Source organism: Kamptonema formosum PCC 10802 (assembly GCF_000332335.1).
In the GTDB taxonomy this organism is placed as follows: domain Bacteria; phylum Cyanobacteriota; class Cyanobacteriia; order Cyanobacteriales; family Oscillatoriaceae; genus Oscillatoria.
Genome location: NZ_KB235948.1, coordinates 907,616 through 925,410, shown reverse-complemented (window position 1 = coordinate 925,410; position 17,795 = coordinate 907,616). Strand labels below are relative to the sequence as shown.

Annotated in this window: 15 protein-coding genes; 2 read left to right on the top strand and 13 right to left on the bottom strand. The window is 53.5% G+C overall.

The genetic code is table 11. The features are described 5' to 3' along the window. Positions 1-360: 360 nt before the first annotated feature. Positions 361-1,026 (top strand): glutathione S-transferase family protein, encoded by a 666-nt coding sequence (locus OSC10802_RS0104075; RefSeq protein ID WP_017715513.1) that lies wholly within the window; start codon positions 361-363, stop codon positions 1,024-1,026. An 80-nt stretch (positions 1,027-1,106) separates the two neighbouring features. Here the strand turns inward: OSC10802_RS0104075 and OSC10802_RS0104070 are convergent, their stop codons facing one another. The 8 genes from OSC10802_RS0104070 to glmM form a co-directional block, all read right to left on the bottom strand. Continuing rightward, positions 1,107-1,991 (bottom strand): UTP--glucose-1-phosphate uridylyltransferase, encoded by an 885-nt coding sequence (locus OSC10802_RS0104070; RefSeq protein ID WP_017715512.1) that lies wholly within the window; start codon positions 1,989-1,991, stop codon positions 1,107-1,109. A gap of 83 nt (positions 1,992-2,074) precedes the next feature. After that, on the bottom strand, positions 2,075-3,121 hold the full coding sequence (locus OSC10802_RS0104065; protein WP_017715511.1) for a mevalonate kinase family protein: 1,047 nt from the start codon (positions 3,119-3,121) through the stop codon (positions 2,075-2,077). Between the two features lie 365 nt (positions 3,122-3,486). Further along, positions 3,487-4,257, bottom strand: coding sequence for an FkbM family methyltransferase (locus OSC10802_RS0104060; protein ID WP_155967370.1), 771 nt, complete (start codon positions 4,255-4,257; stop codon positions 3,487-3,489). A 190-nt stretch (positions 4,258-4,447) separates the two neighbouring features. Further along, entirely contained in the window at positions 4,448-5,629 is a 1,182-nt protein-coding gene (hpsP, locus tag OSC10802_RS0104055; protein WP_026098155.1) for a hormogonium polysaccharide biosynthesis glycosyltransferase HpsP, read from the bottom strand. 177 nt (positions 5,630-5,806) lie between these two features. Then, entirely contained in the window at positions 5,807-6,982 is a 1,176-nt protein-coding gene (gene hpsO / locus OSC10802_RS0104050) for a hormogonium polysaccharide biosynthesis glycosyltransferase HpsO (RefSeq protein ID WP_017715508.1), read from the bottom strand. 65 nt (positions 6,983-7,047) lie between these two features. Continuing rightward, positions 7,048-8,034, bottom strand: coding sequence for a hormogonium polysaccharide biosynthesis glycosyltransferase HpsN (hpsN, locus tag OSC10802_RS0104045; RefSeq protein WP_026098154.1), 987 nt, complete (start codon positions 8,032-8,034; stop codon positions 7,048-7,050). A gap of 67 nt (positions 8,035-8,101) precedes the next feature. Continuing rightward, the gene (gene hpsL, locus OSC10802_RS0104040; protein ID WP_026098153.1) at positions 8,102-9,784 is read right to left on the bottom strand and encodes a hormogonium polysaccharide biosynthesis protein HpsL; all 1,683 of its coding nucleotides are present in this window, start codon (positions 9,782-9,784) and stop codon (positions 8,102-8,104) included. Positions 9,785-10,175: 391 nt separating this feature from the next. Beyond that, complete coding sequence (glmM, locus tag OSC10802_RS0104030) at positions 10,176-11,663, bottom strand: phosphoglucosamine mutase (RefSeq protein WP_017715504.1); 1,488 nt, start codon at positions 11,661-11,663, stop codon at positions 10,176-10,178. On the opposite strand from glmM, the gene OSC10802_RS48780 reads away from it, so the two are divergent. Then, complete coding sequence (locus OSC10802_RS48780) at positions 11,662-11,814, top strand: hypothetical protein (RefSeq protein ID WP_017715503.1); 153 nt, start codon at positions 11,662-11,664, stop codon at positions 11,812-11,814. The genes glmM and OSC10802_RS48780 overlap by 2 nt on opposite strands. Before the next feature lie 701 nt (positions 11,815-12,515). Here OSC10802_RS48780 and OSC10802_RS0104020 read toward each other — a convergent pair. From OSC10802_RS0104020 to OSC10802_RS0104000, 5 genes are all read right to left on the bottom strand, one after another. Then, positions 12,516-13,589: a glycosyltransferase family 4 protein gene (locus OSC10802_RS0104020; protein WP_026098152.1), complete on the bottom strand. Its 1,074-nt coding sequence runs from the start codon at positions 13,587-13,589 to the stop codon at positions 12,516-12,518. Then, entirely contained in the window at positions 13,583-14,437 is an 855-nt protein-coding gene (locus tag OSC10802_RS0104015; RefSeq protein WP_017715501.1) for a glycosyltransferase, read from the bottom strand. The genes OSC10802_RS0104020 and OSC10802_RS0104015 overlap by 7 nt, the downstream gene beginning before the upstream one ends. A 321-nt stretch (positions 14,438-14,758) precedes the next feature. After that, positions 14,759-15,643, bottom strand: coding sequence for a glycosyltransferase (locus tag OSC10802_RS0104010; protein ID WP_017715500.1), 885 nt, complete (start codon positions 15,641-15,643; stop codon positions 14,759-14,761). Next, on the bottom strand, positions 15,640-16,713 hold the full coding sequence (locus OSC10802_RS0104005; protein ID WP_017715499.1) for a glucose-1-phosphate thymidylyltransferase: 1,074 nt from the start codon (positions 16,711-16,713) through the stop codon (positions 15,640-15,642). The genes OSC10802_RS0104010 and OSC10802_RS0104005 overlap by 4 nt, the downstream gene beginning before the upstream one ends. A gap of 83 nt (positions 16,714-16,796) precedes the next feature. Beyond that, on the bottom strand, positions 16,797-17,723 hold the full coding sequence (locus tag OSC10802_RS0104000; RefSeq protein ID WP_017715498.1) for a glycosyltransferase family 2 protein: 927 nt from the start codon (positions 17,721-17,723) through the stop codon (positions 16,797-16,799). Positions 17,724-17,795: the final 72 nt, after the last annotated feature.

The following is a 17,795-nucleotide window of genomic DNA, read 5'->3' as shown; positions in this document are numbered from 1 at the left end:
TCCGGCAACCAAAGCCTGCGGACGGGATTCGGCACTCTCTGAGATGCTCGTTCCCACAGGTTATTTCGCACAACAGAGAAATCACTGACATCTTCACTGTCATTGCTCCGGCCAGTCCGCTGAGGGGTAAAACCCCCCAGTGCTTGGGGGTTACATGTAAAGTCTCTACAAGAGGACTGTGAGCGGATTGCAGAAGCGCTGCCAGGGTGCGTTCTCTTCGCTTGTAGCGTTCCAAGGGGAACGCTACTTCTAGAGTGCCAAAGAGGCTTCCGCCCAAAAGCGCTGGCTACAATCCGTTTCGCATAGGAGAGAGCTACAAAAACAGAGTATGCTAGAGATAAAGTTACAATCTGGTTTCCCATGCTGAAGCTTTATCACCACCCTGTTTCTTTCAACTCCCGCCGTGTGTGGGTTGCTCTTCTGGAAAAAAGCATTGAGTTTGAGCTGGTGCCGCTCAACCTGGATGGGGATCAGTTACGACCAGAGTTTCTGGCAATTAACCCCTTCCACCACATTCCAGTGTTAGAGGATGATGGCTTTCCCGTGATAGAATCTTTAGCCATCCTTGATTATATAGAGGCAAAATACCCGGAGCCGGCCATGCTGCCAGCCGGTGCCCGAGATATCGCACTAGTGCGCATGGTGGAAATGGTGGCTGTGAATGAACTCCTGCCGGCAATGAATCCGCTGATCGGTCAGAGTATGGGGTTTTCCCCCACCGACGCCGAGAAGTTGCGGCAAGCCAAAGAAAAATTAGCCACGGTGCTGGCTTTCTTGGAGCGCCAGCTGGGCGAGCGCCCCTACTTTGGAGCGGAACACATAACCCTAGCCGATCTCGTCGCCGGCACTGCAGTTCCTTGGTTGCCCAGTCTGGGTTTGCCTCTAGATGACTTTCCAAAACTGAGCGCTTGGTGCTCGCGATTGACCGAGCGCCCTTCCTGGCAAAAAACCCATCCCACCCCGGAAATAATCGATGCCTTTAAATCTCGAATGAAGGAGCGTATGGCAGCGCGGGAAAAGGTCTGATATCAATTTGGGATTTTAGCTTGTAGGGTGCGTTCCCCAAGGGGGAACGCACCCTACTTATGCGCCCCGCGCTTCACGCCTTAGGCCCTATTTCCAAAATCAATCAGTGTTTGCCGGTAAGCATCTGGATTGCCGGTGTCAAAACACCGGCCCCTGACAAACACCCCTGTCATTCCCTCCTCTTCCCGCAATCTATCCAGACTGGAAGTCAGCTGAAATTCCCCCCGTTCGCGGATATTGTTGGCGATCTGATATTCCAGACAGTCAAAGATGTTCGGAGTCAGCGCGTACAGCCCAAATACGCAGAGAAACTCATCCTCAGGCATTCCCTCAACGCGCAGGTGCCGGCGCGCGTAATCAACAGCCGGCTTTTCAGAGAGTTGCGTCACCTTTAGAATCGAGCCCGACTCCTGCCAAACACCCGCAACGCAGCCCGCTTTGTGAAGCATTTCTGCCGGCATGGCAGTCAAACTCACCACACTCTCCCCCATCCGCTCGCAAACATCTACAACTTGACCGGCACAAGACCTTTCCGTATCAGACGAGTAAATGTGATCGCCCAGAGACAGCAGGAATGGCTCATCGCTCACCCACTCTCTCGCACAAAAGACCGCATGCCCGTAGCCTTCCTGAGCTGGCTGTGTTAGAATAGTAATGCAACTCCCTAAATCTTCCAAATACCGGCTGTATTCCTGATTCTGCGGGGACAGCTTGCGAAAAAGTTCGGGTGCCGGTGGATGTTTAAAGAAATGCTCAAAAAGTTCGCGGTCACTCGGCTGCACCACAATCCCAATCTCTTCAATGCCGGCACTGAGAGCTTCTTCCACAATCGCCAAAATCACCGGCTTGGCGCGACCGTCCTTATCAATAACAGGGAAAAACTCCTTTTTGACCGCCTTAGTTGCTGGGAACAGCCGGGTGCCGAAACCCGCCGCCGGAATAACCGCCTTGCGAATTGTGCTCATCTGACTTTTGCTTGACTCCTCTCTTGTAGAGCGGGCATCCTGCCTGCTATGCTATAATTGTAAAGCACCAGCAGCGCGTGCCCCTACTGCCGAATCGCCAGCTTGAGACATTTCATCTGGGGAAAATCGCGCTCAATAATTTCGATCGCCCGCTCTTGACAATCCGCATCTTTTACGATAAACTGCGCGGAGCCATCGCCCTGAGAGCCAACACCCTTTCCCCCCAGAATGTGTGGCTGAATGGCAGGGGAATTGAGGAGTTGGTGCAAGACAGGAGCCGTCAGTTGCGACGGGCAAGCCGGTGCGAGATGCCGGTCGAATTCCGCCTGAGCCCTGCTCATCAGAGCGCCAATCCTTTCAGCATCGCCCTGTTGCAGTGCCTCAGCTGCTTCCAGAGTAATTTGAGCGCTAATCGGGCCGAGATATTTCTGGACATTCTGCTGAACTCCGTCAGTCGCGAAAGGATAGCACTGATTCAGGCTGCTGAGAATTGCTTTGGTATCCTTGCCGGCACCCAAATCCACGATAACAAAAAACAAATCCTGCGGCACCTTTAGCTCGATAACATCAGTCCGGTCGCCATCAAACGCCATCAAAATAGGCCGGTTGCCATAAGCGCAAGCCTGATCCATTCGCCCGCAGCGGGAAGGTGTCGAAATCTCGCCCAGATAGGCAAACTCCATTTCGCCGCGCACCGTCATTTTTAGATCGTACAAGCGATTGAAAGCGCGAGCCACGAGGACACAGATAGCAGCGCTAGACGACAGACCTTTTTTCACCGGCAGATCCGTCAAGTAATTGTCAATTTCCAGTCCCCCCACCTGGAAGTGAGTGAGAATTTGATAAGCGACACCGGCAGCGTAGCTGAAAAAACCGCCCTTTTCCGCTTCCGCAAGCAGCGCCTGCCTTTCCATAGGAAGCGCCACCGGCTCTTTACGAGAGCCATCATTCAGGGAAGCCCGAAGAATCAGGTGAGTGGGGTGAGGCTTGATCTCAGCATAAAGCCCCTGATTCGTGCCGGCAATCAGAGTGCAGCCCTTTTCCAAATCGGGATTGAGCCGGCGGTAGCCCCCCGCCCAGTCGCTGTGTTCGCCAAACAGACAGAGCCGGCCCGGGACAAAAAGTTTCATAATTCCCCCCCCACGACCGCACATTTTAAGCGAAAATTTACATAATTTGCCACTTCGATAATTCCTCTCTCACTCTCCCCTTCTTACCTTGGCGCTCTACCCAACGGGCAAGCCGCTGGCGCGTCTATGGCCTCTTGGCGGTTTCATTATTTTTTTCCCCTTATTTTCCCACAGGCTTTTTCATGCTTTTTGCAACAAATACGCTCCCACTCAACTATAAAAATCCTCATGGCGACCGCTCAGTAAGTCTTTCCCCAAGTTTAAGAAACCAGGTTTCTTCAAGCAACCTGGTTTCGATGTGCCCGACAGTCAGCCGTAACAAAATCTCTTCTTTTCCTCCCTGCCCCTCGTTCGAGGGACTAATCTCAATCTGACTGAGAGGGTGCGCCCTTGTAAGAAGCCAGCACATCGGGGTTATTTGGCACCTCGCCGGCACCGTCCCAATCGATGACTTCTATCTGATAGCCGCAGGCTTGCAATAATTCAGCACACTGTTTATACATAGGCCGTCCGTGCGCAGCCAAAAATATTTTTGGATGAGCCCGATCCAGCAAAGACTTGGCACCGGCTAAAGCCCGCGCCTCACCTCCCTCAATGTCCATTTTGATGCAGTCTGGTAGGGGGATTTGACCGCTGGCAATCAGTTCATCCAGACTCACTGTATTGACTTGCACCTCCCCCTCTGATGAGAGAAATCCCTGATAGCCGCTAGCACTGTCTTTAAAGAATGCCACCCCACTGCTATTGGAAATAGCCGCCTCAATCACGGTGACATTTTTTATGCTGTTTAGTGCTAGGTGTTCCTTCAGGTAGAATACATTTCTCGGCAGGGGTTCAAACGCGAAAACCCTGCCGGTGGGCCCCACCAGAACCGAAGCCAAAAGCGTGTAGAAACCGGCCTGCGCCCCGATGTCGAAGACCGTGTCCCCCGGCTTTACCATTTTTTCAAAAATAATCTGCTTTTCGTATTCATAAGTTCCCAGCCAGCATCCGTGCCTGCCGGCTTTGACTGTCCACCGTTTGCCTCTTATCTTGCCCCGCAAAATTGGCATCTTCATATCGGGCGGTATTAACCTCAAGGGCAAGCGCAGCAACTGCCCCACAAATGTTTTCGGTGAAATTCTTTCAAAATCCATTTTGCCTCCGCAAAAATCACATTCCATCTCATTATGGCATCCTGTCGCTTGAAAAAGCCATCCAAAACGCCCAATTTTCAAATCCGGTTGATTCCTGCATGAATTGATTGCACTCGCGCCACCGGCGGCCTTTTAAAACAGACCTTAACGCCGCTCCCCGCCATATAGAATAATAACTGTTCAAACGACTTTATGGCGTGCCGGCCAAAATTTCCCGGTAAGCTGCCACAGTTTGTTTCGCGATAGCATCCCAACTGTAATTCTTCAAAGCGTATTCCCTCCCGTTCAATCCCCGCCGGTGTAGCTCACCGGCATCCCGCAGCGCCACCCTGAGTTGCTCGGTGAGCGAACCGGCATCACAGGAGCACACCCAGCCCGCTTCCGCCTGCAGAACCTCCTCCCAAATATGCACCTCCCGAGAAACGCACACCGGCGTGCCGGCAGCCATCGCCTCCGCCACCGCAATGCCAAAATTCTCGTAGTAAGACGGCAGGACAAACAGGTCCGCTTCCTGCAGCAAAGCCGCCTTCAAAGTGCCGGTGACAAAGCCGGCAATCGTCGTGCGTTTGCCCAGGGGCGACGCTCCCACCTGCGCCCGAATCTTCGCTTCATAGTCTGGATCTTGCGGATTGCTGCCAGCGAGAACAAAGTGAAAATCCAGCCCTTCAGCCAGGAGATTTTCCAGCGCCGGCAGCAGGAGATTCAGCCCCTTTTTCGGCTCAATTCGCGACATGAACAGCAGCAAAAGCCGGTCCGCTGGAATGCCCAACTGGGCGCGGGCTTGACGGGTTTCCGGGGCGGGGTTGAGAAAATTAACGCCCAGCGGAATCACCAAATCCCGCGTCACCGCCCCAAAGCGTTCCGAAATCTTGGCTTCCTGCGCGCTGGTGAAGTGAATCGCCGCCGCACCGGCCAAATTCGGCCCCTCGAACAGCGCCGCATAAATTCGCTTCAGCTGCTTTTTTTTGCGCAAGTCAGCGGGGTCAAGAGTGCCCAGAGGGCGGAGGATGTAGGGCAGGTGGCGGGATCGCGCCACCGCCGCCGCCGCCGTGCTCACCGGCGAGAACAGGGCGTGGATGTGAGCCAAGTCAAACTCCCGGGCGTGCCGGTGCAGCCAGCCGAGCAAATCCGGGGAGAATTTGTAGCGCCGGAAGGGAAAGCAGCGGAAATAGCGCACTTGGAAGCCATCGAGCTCGACAGGCCGGTCCAGGGGGACATCCAGTGGGGGCTGGCCCACATCCCCATTGGAGTCCGTCGTCAGCACAGTCACCCCGACCCCCTGACGGGCGAGGGCTGCTGAGAGTCCCAGCACCATCTGGCTGGGACCGCCGTAAACCAGGGAGATTGAGGGAACAATTTGCAGGATGCGCACAGTTTTTCCAGTTTTTCCTGTTGATTGGGCAGTGGGCATTGGGCATTGGGCATGGCAGCGTGTCACTTTTGAATCCGGAAGCGAAGTCTCAAGGATATAAGTGCTCTTAATAGCCCGCGCAGGCGGGCTTTGTCTGTATAGCCGCGATTTCTAATCGCCAGGAAACAAGCATTCTCACTAACCACTAGCCATGAGCTGCTTGTAAAAATCCAGCACCTGTTTGGCGAGAGCCCTGTTTGTGTAGTTAGCCATTGCCCGCTGGTAGCCGCGCTTTGCCAGATCTGCCGCTAAGGCTGGGCTTTCTATCAGCTGCCGCAGGCAATTTTGCAGCGATTCGGCATTGCCTTCTGCAAATACTAAACCCGCATTTCCAATCACATGGGGAATTTCTCCAGAATCGGAACCAATCACCGGCACAGAGCAAGCCATCGCCTCTATTATAACATGCCCGAACTGTTCTTTCCAACCGGCAGCCGTGAGAGTTTTAAATTTGTCGGTGGTTTCCGAGGGCAGCACCAAGACATTCATCAAGTTGATGTACTGGTGAACGCAATCGTGGGGAACGCTTTCCACGAAAATGAGCCGGTCTTGTATTCCCCACTCGGCGGCTTTTTCCGCCAGCACCGGCTGCAAAGGCCCGCGCCCCAGCAACAGCCATTTCCAGGGACAGTCCCGCAAGCCGGCAAGCGCTTTACCGAGAGTGAGCAGCCCTTTTTCCCCCACAAACCGCCCCACAAATCCCACGACAAAATCATCGGGATTGATCCCCAGATCGCTGCGCAATTCTGGCTGGGGTTGGGGGCGGAACAGGGTTTCATCCACGCCCAGCTGCGGCATCACTTTAACTGGCCCTTCGTAGCCGCGCTGGCGCAGAATGTCAGCGCCATCTTGATTGCCGGCGACCAAACCGTCCGTGTTGCGGAGGTTATAAGCTTCCAGCAGAGACACTGGCCATTTCAGCTCGTAAGGAAGGTTCCACCAGGTAAAGAACAGATTTTTGGCTTTCAGTCCCAGCAGCCGGTTGAGCGCAATTAGCTGGGCGTAAGCCAGGGAGCGGGAGCCCTGTTCTACCTGGATAATTTGTGGGCGAAACCGGCGCAGCAGCCCGATGAGGTCAGCCCCGAAGGTGAGCAATCCTTGATTGTTCTGGCTGAAATTAGAAACCGGCACGACTTGAAACGAGCCTTCCTGGAGGAATTTCGTTTCAACCGTTTTGTTTTGCACGCCCCCCGGTTTCCACCGGCTCGGCACCACAACTGTCACCTCAATGCCCGGTTCGGCAACAGCCAAAGCCCGCAGCTTTTCGCGGTTGAGGTCAACGATATATGTGTGGCTAGCGACTAGAATTCTCATCTCAACCTTATTGCAAACGTTCCCATCCCTCTCCTTTCAAACCATTGATTTGTTTTTCAAGGTTTTCAAGGTGATATTTTCACGCCGTCTTCCCGGCTGTAAATCTGGCCTTCGTTCCAACCAGATTTTACCGCAGTAGCGACAGCTTTCACAAAGCCTATCGTATAGAAAGCCGAGCGCACCAAACTTTTGAGTGGGGAGCCACTTTTGTTGCAGGGGGGGTGGCCCAACACCTGACAGTCGAACAAGCGGGCAAAAAAACGCACGCACTGGAGGGGGGTCAAGTTTTTGAACCCCATGACAAAGTGATTGTGATAGAGGTTAATCTGATATTCGGGCGAGCGGGTGCTGATGTCGTGGCAGCCGCCGGTTTCCTCGCCCAGGTGAATGAGATAGGCTTGTGGATCGTACCATATCTGGTAGCCGGTTTTGCGGAACTGCAGGCAAAAATCGGACTCTTCCCGCACCGCACTCCCCTTGAACCGCTCGTCAAATCCCAGCCCGTACTTGGTAAAAACCTCTCGGCGAAAAGACATATTGCAGCCCCTAGCTGATATAACTTGCTGGGGTTTCACCGTATGCACCAAGTCAATATAGTACCAGGCCAGTGCTGGGTCCATCGCTTCTGGGGGGAGATAGTCAATGGTCAGCTCACCCTTAGAATCAGCGAGTTTCATGCGGTCGAACACCCGTCCCGCCACCGCCCCTACTGCCGGTTTTTCCATATAGTTCCGCGCGTGAGCTTCTAGAAAGCCCGCAGGGAGCTGAACGTCATCGTCAATAAATAGGATAATTTCCCCCGCTGAGCGGCGCACCGCAAAGTTGCGGGCACCGGGCAAACTCGCCCAGTCAACCCGGAACAGCTGTATTTTACCAGTCGCTGCCAGTTCATCCAAGTAAGCTTGAGTTTCGGGCTCGTGGTTGGCGGTTTGATCGACGACAAGCACTTCAAATTTCGGGTAGTCCTGCTTCAGGACATCGGCTAGAGTGTCCCGCAGGGGCTGCTCGCGCCCATAGGTGGGCACAATTACAGAAATCAAAGGCATTACCATTTTGGATTTTGGATTTTGGATTTTGGATTTTGGATTTTGGATTCTAAATCCGGCAGCCCCAAAAAGATCACCTAAGTTTTTTCTTTTTAGCTGGCAGCGGCTCTGGCTCTGCCTCTAGGAGTTTTTCTCGCTCCTGCCGGTCAAGTTCTGGCAATTTGAGAAGCACTCCAGCAAAAAGCCAGTAATACACAGCCACCGGATCGACATCGAGGGGGTAATAGTAGGTGTTGTAGCTAATAAATAAGATAAATACCCAAAAACAGGCTCCATAACTCCGCAAACTCTTGTCTTTTACCGAGCGGTAAACCTTGAAAGTAACCACCGTCAGGGCTGTGACAAAAAACAAAAACGCTAGCAGTCCAACCGGCCCCAGTTCGTAGAGCACTTTAGGAAACCAAGTCTCGATCAGCGCTGTATTCCCAAAGATGCGAGCCGAGTTTGTGGCTCGCCCCAAGCCTTTCCCCAGCAATCCCACCTGTCCCTCAGAGGTAAACTCCGCTTGATTGGCAATAAACTCCGTCGGGGGTGAAGCATTCCACCGGTCGATAAAGCTATTCACCCGCTCTTCAATCACTTGGGGGAACATGGCCATAGCAATCGCCCCGAGAGCCCCCAGCCCCCCCGCAATGGGCAGAAACCGTTTCAGGTTGGCTATTTGGCCGGTGAGGACCAGCAAGATAACCACAAATACCGGCACGAGGGCCAGAGCAATTCTTTGACCGGAGATAACTGCATTGACAAACACCGATGCCAGACCGGCAAAACCGGCAATCTGCCATAACAGTGACGGATCGCTGAACGCAGCGGCAAAGGTAAAAAACGTGTTGGAAATCAGAAACCAGGCCCACTGCCAGGGAGCGACAAACGTCCCTGGCAAACGGATCATACCGACCTGAGGGCTGTAGACGAGAGAGCCGCCGATAAGACACCTCGCATCTAGGGTCGCCTTAAACAGATCGTCACCTGTAAGATTGCGGGTGCCGGCACACCGGCCCGTCAGCAGGAACAGGTACTGGACAATGCCGAGCCCGCAGCAGATCAGGGCTAGAACGACGTGCAGGCGAGTCAGGAAGAGGAACTCCTTCTTGTTGCGGATCAGATAGTAAGCGCAAGTCATCAGGGGAATGTATCCCATGAAAACTTTCAGGCCCAAAATTCCGAGAGCTATGGGCATTTTGTCCCGGCACAGCAAGCCCCTGCCGCCATTGGGCAGACTGCTGCAGGCGGGAGCGAACTGCTGCGCGCCGTTAACCAACAGTATCGTCAGGATACACACCGCCAGCAGAATCTTGAGCGGCGTCACCAGCTTTTTGTTAACCACAAAAGGCAGCCGCCGCCGTTTCCACTCCTGAACCAGTGCGATTAGTGCTGGAAAGTAGAAACCATCTTTAGCCAGCTGGAACAGTGCGTTCCCCTTGCCAATGCTGTAGGTGATTGTGCCAGAGAAGGGCATGTAGAAGAGGAAAAACCACAGAGCCTGCCGGGGATATTTAAAGGAAAGTACCAGCACCAGCAAGCCGCCCCCACCGGCAACGGCAAGCGCGGGCCCTTTGACGGCAAAAAGCAACAGGCCAATCGCCGCCGAGGCGACTGCGGTGGGGGTCAGCACCTTAAACAGTTCTTGGCGCTCCCGAGCCGCTTGGCGCTTTTGTGCTTGTTCCTCCTTTTTACTGAGAGGTGGCTTGTCACTGCTGGGTTGCGCTTTGCCTTTCTTAGATTTCCGCTTTGATTTCGGCTTCGTTTTGGGCATGAGAGAAGTTTTGAGCGAGCCGCGAGCCGCTCTCACATCGATTTTAAATGGAAAACCATGAAAGTCGCGCCGGCACAAAGTGAACCGAATATTAAGAAACCAGGTTTTTTTCAGAAACCTGGTTTCTCGCAGGCGCGGTTTCTGGTGGGCCCACCTCTCCTCACCATCTCTCTTGTCCTCTTGGCCTCTGCCCTGCAGTCAGCCCACCGCTGCCAGACGGAGCTTGCCTCTGTGGCGGCTTCTCCCTTTATGCTTTTAATCTGCTTGCTCTCAAATTCACAAATCATCTCTATCTACCTAATAGCTTTATTTGTAAGCCGATGGATAGATAGTAATATAGCAAATTAAATGCGCTATGTCAGGCGGGAAAGGTGGCCGGAAAATCCGAAACTCACGCCACGATATATTGCTCAACTGCTCGCACGAGATTTTCTGTCCAGTAGTTGGCCAGTTCAGCGCTGGCGGCTTCCACCATGACGCGGATCAGCGGTTCAGTGCCAGACGCTCGCACCAAAATCCGTCCCCGGTCGCCCATATCGGCTTCAGCTCGGGCGATTGCCGCTTGCAGCTCCGAGCAATTTTTCCAGTCAAGCCGGCGCTGCCGGTCCTCCACGCGCACATTCCGCAGCAGTTGGGGATAGGTTTGGAAGCTGCCATCCACCAGTTCTGCCAGGGAGACGCCGCCCTGCCGCACCAGTGAGGCCAAGTGCAGCGCCGTCAGCAGCCCATCGCCGGTGATGCCGTAGTGCCGGCAGAGAATGTGGCCAGATTGCTCCCCGCCCAGCATTCCCCCTGTGCGCAGCATTTCCGCTTGCACGTACTGGTCGCCCACCTGCGTCCGCACCAGCTGGCCACCCAGCTGTTTCCAAGCGCTCTCAAACCCCAAGTTGGCCATTACGGTGGCCACAATCAGGTCGCCGGGCAGTTGCTGGCACTCTTTGAGCGTCTTGCCCCACAGGTAGAGAATGTAATCGCCATCCACCGTCCTGCCCGATCCATCCACAGCCAAAACCCGGTCGGCATCGCCATCAAAGGCAAATCCCAGATCGGCGGCGTGTTCTCTGACCGCAGCTCGCAGCGGATCGAGATGGGTGGAGCCGCAGCCGACATTAATCCTGTCCCCATCTGGCCGGTCGTGCAAGCAGATCGTCTCTGCTCCCATTGCCCTGAATATCGCCGGTGCCAGATAGACTGCAGCTCCCCAAGCCAAGTCCAGAACGACGCGCATCCCCCGCAGGTCCACCTGCGGCAGCAGGGGACGCCAGAGAATATCCGCATAATCGCTCACCAATTCAGGCCGGTGGTGCTGGTGCCCCCACCTGCCCTGTGCCGGTGCGAAATTCCCTGTCCCCCGCAAGCCCGCTTCAATCTGCTGTTGCAGCGACGCCGGCAGCTTGGTGCCGTCGGGCCCGAAAAACTTAATCCCGTTATCTTCTGGCGGATTGTGGGACGCCGAGATCATCACGCCCCCGACAGCCCCAGAAATACTCGTGAGATAGGCAACGCAGGGAGTTGGGCACAGCCCCAAGTTCCAAACCTCCAGCCCAGCTGAAGTCAGGCCGGCTCCTATGGCCATTGCCAGCATGTCGCTGGAGTTTCTAGAGTCCTGCCCCACAATAATCGGGCCCGGATTGGGGGCTTGCGCCTTCAGCACCTGGCCCGCCCAGAACCCAACTTGCATCGCCAAGGGGGCGCTGAGGATATCTCCCACGCGCCCGCGAATCCCGTCTGTGCCAAATAGGGGCGTCGCTGGCAGCCCGATGGCGTTCCAAGCTGGATTAATATTCGTCCTGTTTGCCGGCTGTGCCGCACCCTCTACCAAAGAAAGGGTCGGGTTTACCTGGCCTTGTTCCTGAGTCCGAGCAGGTATTAGTACCATGTTTGATCCACTCCTCACACAAAAGCTCAAAGAGCTGGAAGCCGGTGCCATCTTACCACCGGTTGCCAGCGATATTTATTTGTTTCTCCAACGCCAAGAAGTGCACTTCCAAGCCTTGGCTCTCTTTTATCAGACGATCTCGCACTGCTGAAAGCGTAGAAACCGGGTTTCCCAAAGAAACCCGGTTTTTGGCCCCCTGAGGTTTCACAGATCATTTAGAACAGCTATATTATGATGCGGCTATCTAGCAATCAACTGGTTCTTGCTCCTGAAAGCACCGGCTTTAACCTTCTTGGAGCTTGAGCGGGTCAGCTCCTGGCGGGTCGCTCACAAGCCTCCGACTTCTAGAACAAGGGTAGCTTGCTCCAGAGATCGCACACTCCAAGTGGAGGTTGGCCACAGCAAGTGATTTGCTAACATCTTCCAATCTATGCTATACTTTACTCAAGACAGTCACCCGAACCTGAAAACCAAAGGCGGGTGGCTGCGCTGAAAAGCTCAAGACAGTCACCATGACCATTGAACCAAAGGCGAGTGGCTGTCCCGGAAACTGCCACAAAGCCTGAAACCTAGGGATGAGTGGCCTTCAAGCGAGTTCAAGTGACTTCTTCTTAAAAGAAGGTGGCCAATATCATGAACTGGGCTGTTGCGATCGCGCGATTTTCCTGTGGGCATTGGTTGATACACCTTGGTTGAGAGAATCTCTCAGCTTATGTATTTGTTGGCAACTGTTAAAGGTTGTTAGCAACAATGTATCGGATAGCATTTCCCAGAACAATCCCACTTAACGGTGCGCTTCCCTGCAATCCGGACAGACAAGATCCCGGGCTGGCACAGGGGCGAAAAACGGCTCTAAAGGTATCGTTGCAGGATTTCAGCCGTTTTCTGGCCAGTTTTTGCCCAGCTGAATCGACTCGCTCTCGCCAGACCCTGTTCTCGCAGGCGGCAGCGCAATCCCGCACTGCTGGCCACTGCCTGCATCGCCTCGGTAATTTCTCCCACACTGTAGGGATCGACTAAAATAGCGGCATCACCGGCAACCTCTGGCAGCGATGACCGGTTCGACGCAATCACCGGCGTCCCGCAGGCCATCGCTTCCAGCACCGGCAGCCCAAATCCTTCCCAGAGACTGGGGAAAACCAGCGCGATAGCCTGATTGAGAAGCGCCGGCAGCTTTTCGTAGGGAACGTAGCCTGGGAATTTCACTAACCTGCCCACACCCAGCTCTTCGGCTTGGGCCACAAGCTGCGGCGTGTAGCGCCGGTCGGCGGTTCCTGCGACCCAGAGCTCAAAATCCGACCTGTTGGGCAAAGCGGCGAATGCCTCAATCACTCGGTAGAGATTTTTATAGGGATCTTGGCGTCCGATGTACAGGAAATAATTGCCCCCAGGCAAATCCAGAAAGCGAAAGTGACTGGCGTCATGCGCCAAGAGAACCGGCGTTACTTTGCTCGCTGGAATGTGCAAAAAGTCCGTGACATCCTGCGCTGTCGCCACTGAGTCGCAGATGATATGCTCGGCACCGGCTAAAACCCTAGGAAGGTAGTACCGGTGGTAAGGGGTGAGGGGGGACAGCCATCTGGGAAAGCGCAGCGGGATTACGTCATGCACCGTCACGACATACCGGCAGCTAGACATTACTGGCGCTTCCGGGATTGGGGAGAACAGCAGGCGGGAGGACAGCTGGCGATAAATTTTAGGCAGTTGCAGCTGAGTCCACATCAGTCTGGCCATATGCCCTCGCCTTCCCTGAGCGGCGGTTAAATGCGGCGGAACTGGGTAGCAAGTGCAGTTGGCAATTGGCTGGCCCACCAAGAGCGTCGGGTTCAGAACCTGAAGGTGCGGGAAGAGATTGGTGGCATACGTGGCCAGCCCAGTCGGCTCAGGAATCAGAAAAGACAGATTAATCAGTAATGAATTCAACAACGTCGGATGACTCGCTTCAAATAGATTGCCACGCCTGCCAGTTTACCAATCCCTACTTGGGGTCGCACGCACAGCAACAGCAGTGCGTGACCGATCAGGCGGATGAATCTCATTATAAAGGCGAACTTACTAGCATACCTTTCCATTGCCAGTAAATACCCGAAGGTACTGTATTTAAACTTGCTGAATAAATTTCGACCGGCTACCGAGGAAGGATAGTGCACCACACCCATTTGGCCAGTCACCCCAATTAAATGCCCCTGCTTCGCGTAGCGCAGGCAAAAATCAAAGTCTTCGTAATAAAGAAAGTAATCCGTATCGAACTGCGGGCAGCTGTCAAATTTTATCAAGTTTATTAAGAGGCTGCAACCTGTCACCCAGTCACTGCGAACCCACGCAACAGCCGGACTGTCACTCAACCTATCTTCGCCAATCATCGCCCCCGTTTCTGGCACAAATCTCCCCCCAGCAAACCAAATCTTCCCGTTCGGGGTAAAGACCGCCGTCCCCACTATTGAAAGTTCTGGGTGAGTCTCAAAAAATGCTGGAACTTTCTGCAGGGAGTCTTCCCGCAGCAGGGTGTCTGGGTTAATAATCCAAACAACTGCCTGGGAATCTTGCCGGTAAACCCAGTTGAGTCCCAAGTTGCAAGCTGCCCCAAACCCTAAGTTCCTGCCGGCATCCAAAATCAGCGCGGAGTCTTTCTCTAAGTCATTAATCCCCGTGTCGTCTGGGGAGTTATTAACGACTAGGAATTTGCAGGCGGTTGGGCCGGCGGCTTGAATGGATTTTAATAAATTCGCAATTAGCTCAGCTGAATAATAGTTGACGGTGAGAAAATAAATCACAGGGGAAGCATTGAGAGAGTTTGCCAGTCCTCAGTTACGGCGGGATAACACCTAACACCAATTTGGGATTTTAGATTTTTGCTTTTGGATTTTAAAGCCGGGGTTCTATGTAATTTTTACATCTCTATCCCTCGTTCCCAGGCTCTGCCTGGGAACGACGTCCTGGAGGCAGAGCCTCCTGTGAGCAGACAGGCAGCATTATTAGCCTAACAGCTTATCTATCTCAACTTTGTATAGCGCCTACAGGGTGAGGGGAATAGGTTTCAGCTGTTAAGTCTAACACCTAACACCTAACCACCTAACACCTGATATCAGCAGGAATCAAGAACGAGAAATTGATCGGGACCGGCGCTGAAGCCGGCGCACGACTCGCTTACAATACATGAACACCCCTTTGAGTTTGTTAATCGCCTCCTTGCGATTCGTATGTACCGGCACTAGCGCCGAGAAAACAGTCAGCACCAGCCGGTATAATAGCACGAAGCGACTCGTATGTTTTTCGAGAGCGATGAGGTAACTGCAAATGCTGTGTTGCAGCTTTAAATCCAGGTGGCGATTGGTCATTGAAGAGGGCTGCTGAATCACCCCGATTTTACGAGTCACTCCGATCATATGCCCCCGGCTGGCATAGCGCCGGCAAAAATCAAAGTCCTCGTAGTACAGAAAGTAATCTGCATCGAACTGAGGGCACCGATCAGGAAAGCGTTTCAGGTTAATCAGCATGCTGCAGCCCGACACCCAGTCTGCCTTCATGTAGGGCAGTGATGCCGGCAGCCGCTGGTCCGTGCCAATGATAGTACCATTTTTCCGCACAAATTCGCCACCGGCAAACCAAACCTCACCGTTCGGCTCGTAAATTGTGGTGCCCACAACAGAAATCTCTGGGTTATCCTCAAAAAAATGGGCAGCTTGTTTTAGGGAATTTTCCTCCAAGCAGGTATCTGGATTAATTATCCAGACCGTGGCCTCAGGCTCTCGCTCGTAAACCCAGTTCAATCCGATATTGCAGGCTCTGCCATACCCCAGGTTCTCCTCTGCATTAATAATAGATACCCGCTCATCCTTTAAATCATAAATGAAATAATCCTCAAAAGAATTATTTACAATTATAATCCGGTAAGAGATATCGCCATCTCTTTTGATTGAGCTGATTAATTTAGAAATTAAGTTAGTGGAATAATAGTTGACAGTAATAAAGTAAATCACACCAGTTCAATTTGGCAGTCATCGCCAATCATAAAACGAACCGCTTTTGGCCGCTGGAGAGCGACACCCAGCTGAGCCCTGCGCCCAATCACGCTATCCACAATCCGCTGGTGAATACCGGCAATTTTAGCGCCCTGCAAAATTACGCTGTGCTCCAGGTCAGCTTCGACAAGGGTAACACGATCGGCGATGCTGCTGTAAGGTCCAATAAAGCAGTTTTCCAGATAGCAGTCGCTGCCGATAATCACCGGGCCTCGAATTGAGCTGTTGATGACTCGGGTGCCGGCACCGATTTCCACCCGCCCAATGATTTGACTCCGGTCGTCCACTTCCCCCCCCACTGCCGGCGTCAGTCTCGTATCCAGAATAATCCGGTTGGCTTCCAGGAGGTCATCTTTTTTCCCGGTATCCAGCCACCAACCTTCTAGCGTACAGGCTTCTACTTTTTTTTGCCCGTCGATGAGGCGCTGAATTGCGTCTGTAATCTCCAGTTCCCCGCGCGCAGAGGGCTGGATCTGGGCTATCGCCTCGTGGATGGCCCTCGAAAAGAAATAAATCCCCACCAGTGCCAGATTCGAGGGAGGATCTTTAGGTTTTTCCACCAGCTGCAACACCCGACCGCTGGCGTCCAATTTGGCCACCCCGAAGGCGCTGGGATTGGACACCCGCCGCAGCATAATTAGCCCGTCCAGCTGCTGCTGCTTAAAACGCTCCCAAAATGGCTGCAACTCACTCTCAATGATGTTGTCGCCCAAATACATAATGAACGGAGACTCTCCCAAAAAGGGCTGGGCGACTTTGACGGCGTGGGCCAGACCGGCAGGTTCCGCTTGCAAGATATAGGTGATATTAGCACCGAAGCGCTCCCCGCTGCCGGTTGTGGCCTTCACCTCAAAGCCGGTTTCCGGACTGATGATGATGCCAATGTCCCGTATCCCGCTAGCGACAATGCTTTCAATCCCATACCACAGGATTGGCTTGTTCGCCACCGGCACCAGCTGTTTGGCACCCGTATAGGTCAGGGGTCGCAGGCGTGTGCCTTTCCCGCCGGACAGAATCAGGGCTTTCATAGGCTCTTACTTCGATCTCTGTTAGCGCTTAGCTGTTCAATTCCAACCGCCGGCAGTGCCCGCACTACCGCCGCCAGACTTTTTTACTGCCAAACTTTGCCCAACCTCCCCACTATACCATGAAACGTTCCGAGCAGGCAAGCCCACAGCTTGAGACTTTTGGGTTCCGGATCGTACATCCCCACCAAAATCATCGTGTGCGCCATATATTTTAGCCGTCGCAAAATGCTGCTGGCGCGATGCCATCCCCGAGCGTAATGAAGTGCCAGATAGGTGTGGTTGCGGCAAATATAGTAGTGCCGCAGTGGCGGGTATTTTTGCAAAAAAATGTCTCGCTTCCCAAAGCGCCCTTGTATGGGATTGCCAAATTGATGGTACAGGATGGCATCCGGCACTATCAGGTTGCGAAACCCCTTTAGCTTCAGGCGCAGTCCGTAATCCATATCAATCCCATCAATAAATAAATCATCCCTCGGCGGCGCAGTCATTTTAGCCGCCTTTAAGCTGATTAGGGAGCCCGAGGTAATCGGCGCGTCACATTCATAAGGCTCGGTTGAGCTGGGCGGGTGGCGGGGGAGGAAAGCGTCGCGCTCGAAAACAGAACCCTCAATCACCCAGTTTGTCCGGGGGTCAATCGCTGTCGGCCCCACAATCCCAATCGGGCACTCCGGTTTAGACTCACTTTTATATGTCTGCAAAAGCCTCTCTAGGCAATTTCCTGCGGGCACGCTGTCTTGGTCAAACGCCCACAAAAAATCATATCCCCCTTCAATTGCCCATTCCAGTCCCCTCCTCACCCCTCCTGAAACTCCTATATTTTCGGGGCGATATTCAACCCATATTTTTCCCCGGTCTTGCCAAGTGATGGGATGGCGGCGAGAGTTATCGACGATAAAAATATTTTCCACCAAAATGGACTGGTTTTGTATAGCAGCCACACAGGTTTCAATAGCTTTTGGCTCTTCATAAGCCGTGATATATGCTGCCACCCGGTAGCCGCTCACAGTCATACCTATTTGGGATTTTAGATTTTGGATTTTGGATTGAAACAATTACCTCGTTCCCAGCCTGAGGCTGGGAAC

Excerpts from the sequence above, each read along its gene's own strand:
- OSC10802_RS0104075 (WP_017715513.1), top strand. The coding sequence starts at position 361 with ATGCTGAAGCTTTATCACCACCCTGTTTCTTTCAACTCCCGCCGTGTG.
- OSC10802_RS0104070 (WP_017715512.1), bottom strand. The coding sequence starts at position 1,991 with ATGAGCACAATTCGCAAGGCGGTTATTCCGGCGGCGGGTTTCGGCACC.
- OSC10802_RS0104065 (WP_017715511.1), bottom strand. The coding sequence starts at position 3,121 with ATGAAACTTTTTGTCCCGGGCCGGCTCTGTCTGTTTGGCGAACACAGC.
- OSC10802_RS0104060 (WP_155967370.1), bottom strand. The coding sequence starts at position 4,257 with ATGGATTTTGAAAGAATTTCACCGAAAACATTTGTGGGGCAGTTGCTG.
- hpsO (WP_017715508.1), bottom strand. The coding sequence starts at position 6,982 with ATGAGAATTCTAGTCGCTAGCCACACATATATCGTTGACCTCAACCGC.
- hpsN (WP_026098154.1), bottom strand. The coding sequence starts at position 8,034 with ATGGTAATGCCTTTGATTTCTGTAATTGTGCCCACCTATGGGCGCGAG.
- hpsL (WP_026098153.1), bottom strand. The coding sequence starts at position 9,784 with ATGCCCAAAACGAAGCCGAAATCAAAGCGGAAATCTAAGAAAGGCAAA.
- OSC10802_RS48780 (WP_017715503.1), top strand. The coding sequence starts at position 11,662 with ATGTTTGATCCACTCCTCACACAAAAGCTCAAAGAGCTGGAAGCCGGT.
- glmM (WP_017715504.1), bottom strand. The coding sequence starts at position 11,663 with ATGGTACTAATACCTGCTCGGACTCAGGAACAAGGCCAGGTAAACCCG.
- OSC10802_RS0104005 (WP_017715499.1), bottom strand. The coding sequence starts at position 16,713 with ATGAAAGCCCTGATTCTGTCCGGCGGGAAAGGCACACGCCTGCGACCC.
- OSC10802_RS0104000 (WP_017715498.1), bottom strand. The coding sequence starts at position 17,723 with ATGACTGTGAGCGGCTACCGGGTGGCAGCATATATCACGGCTTATGAA.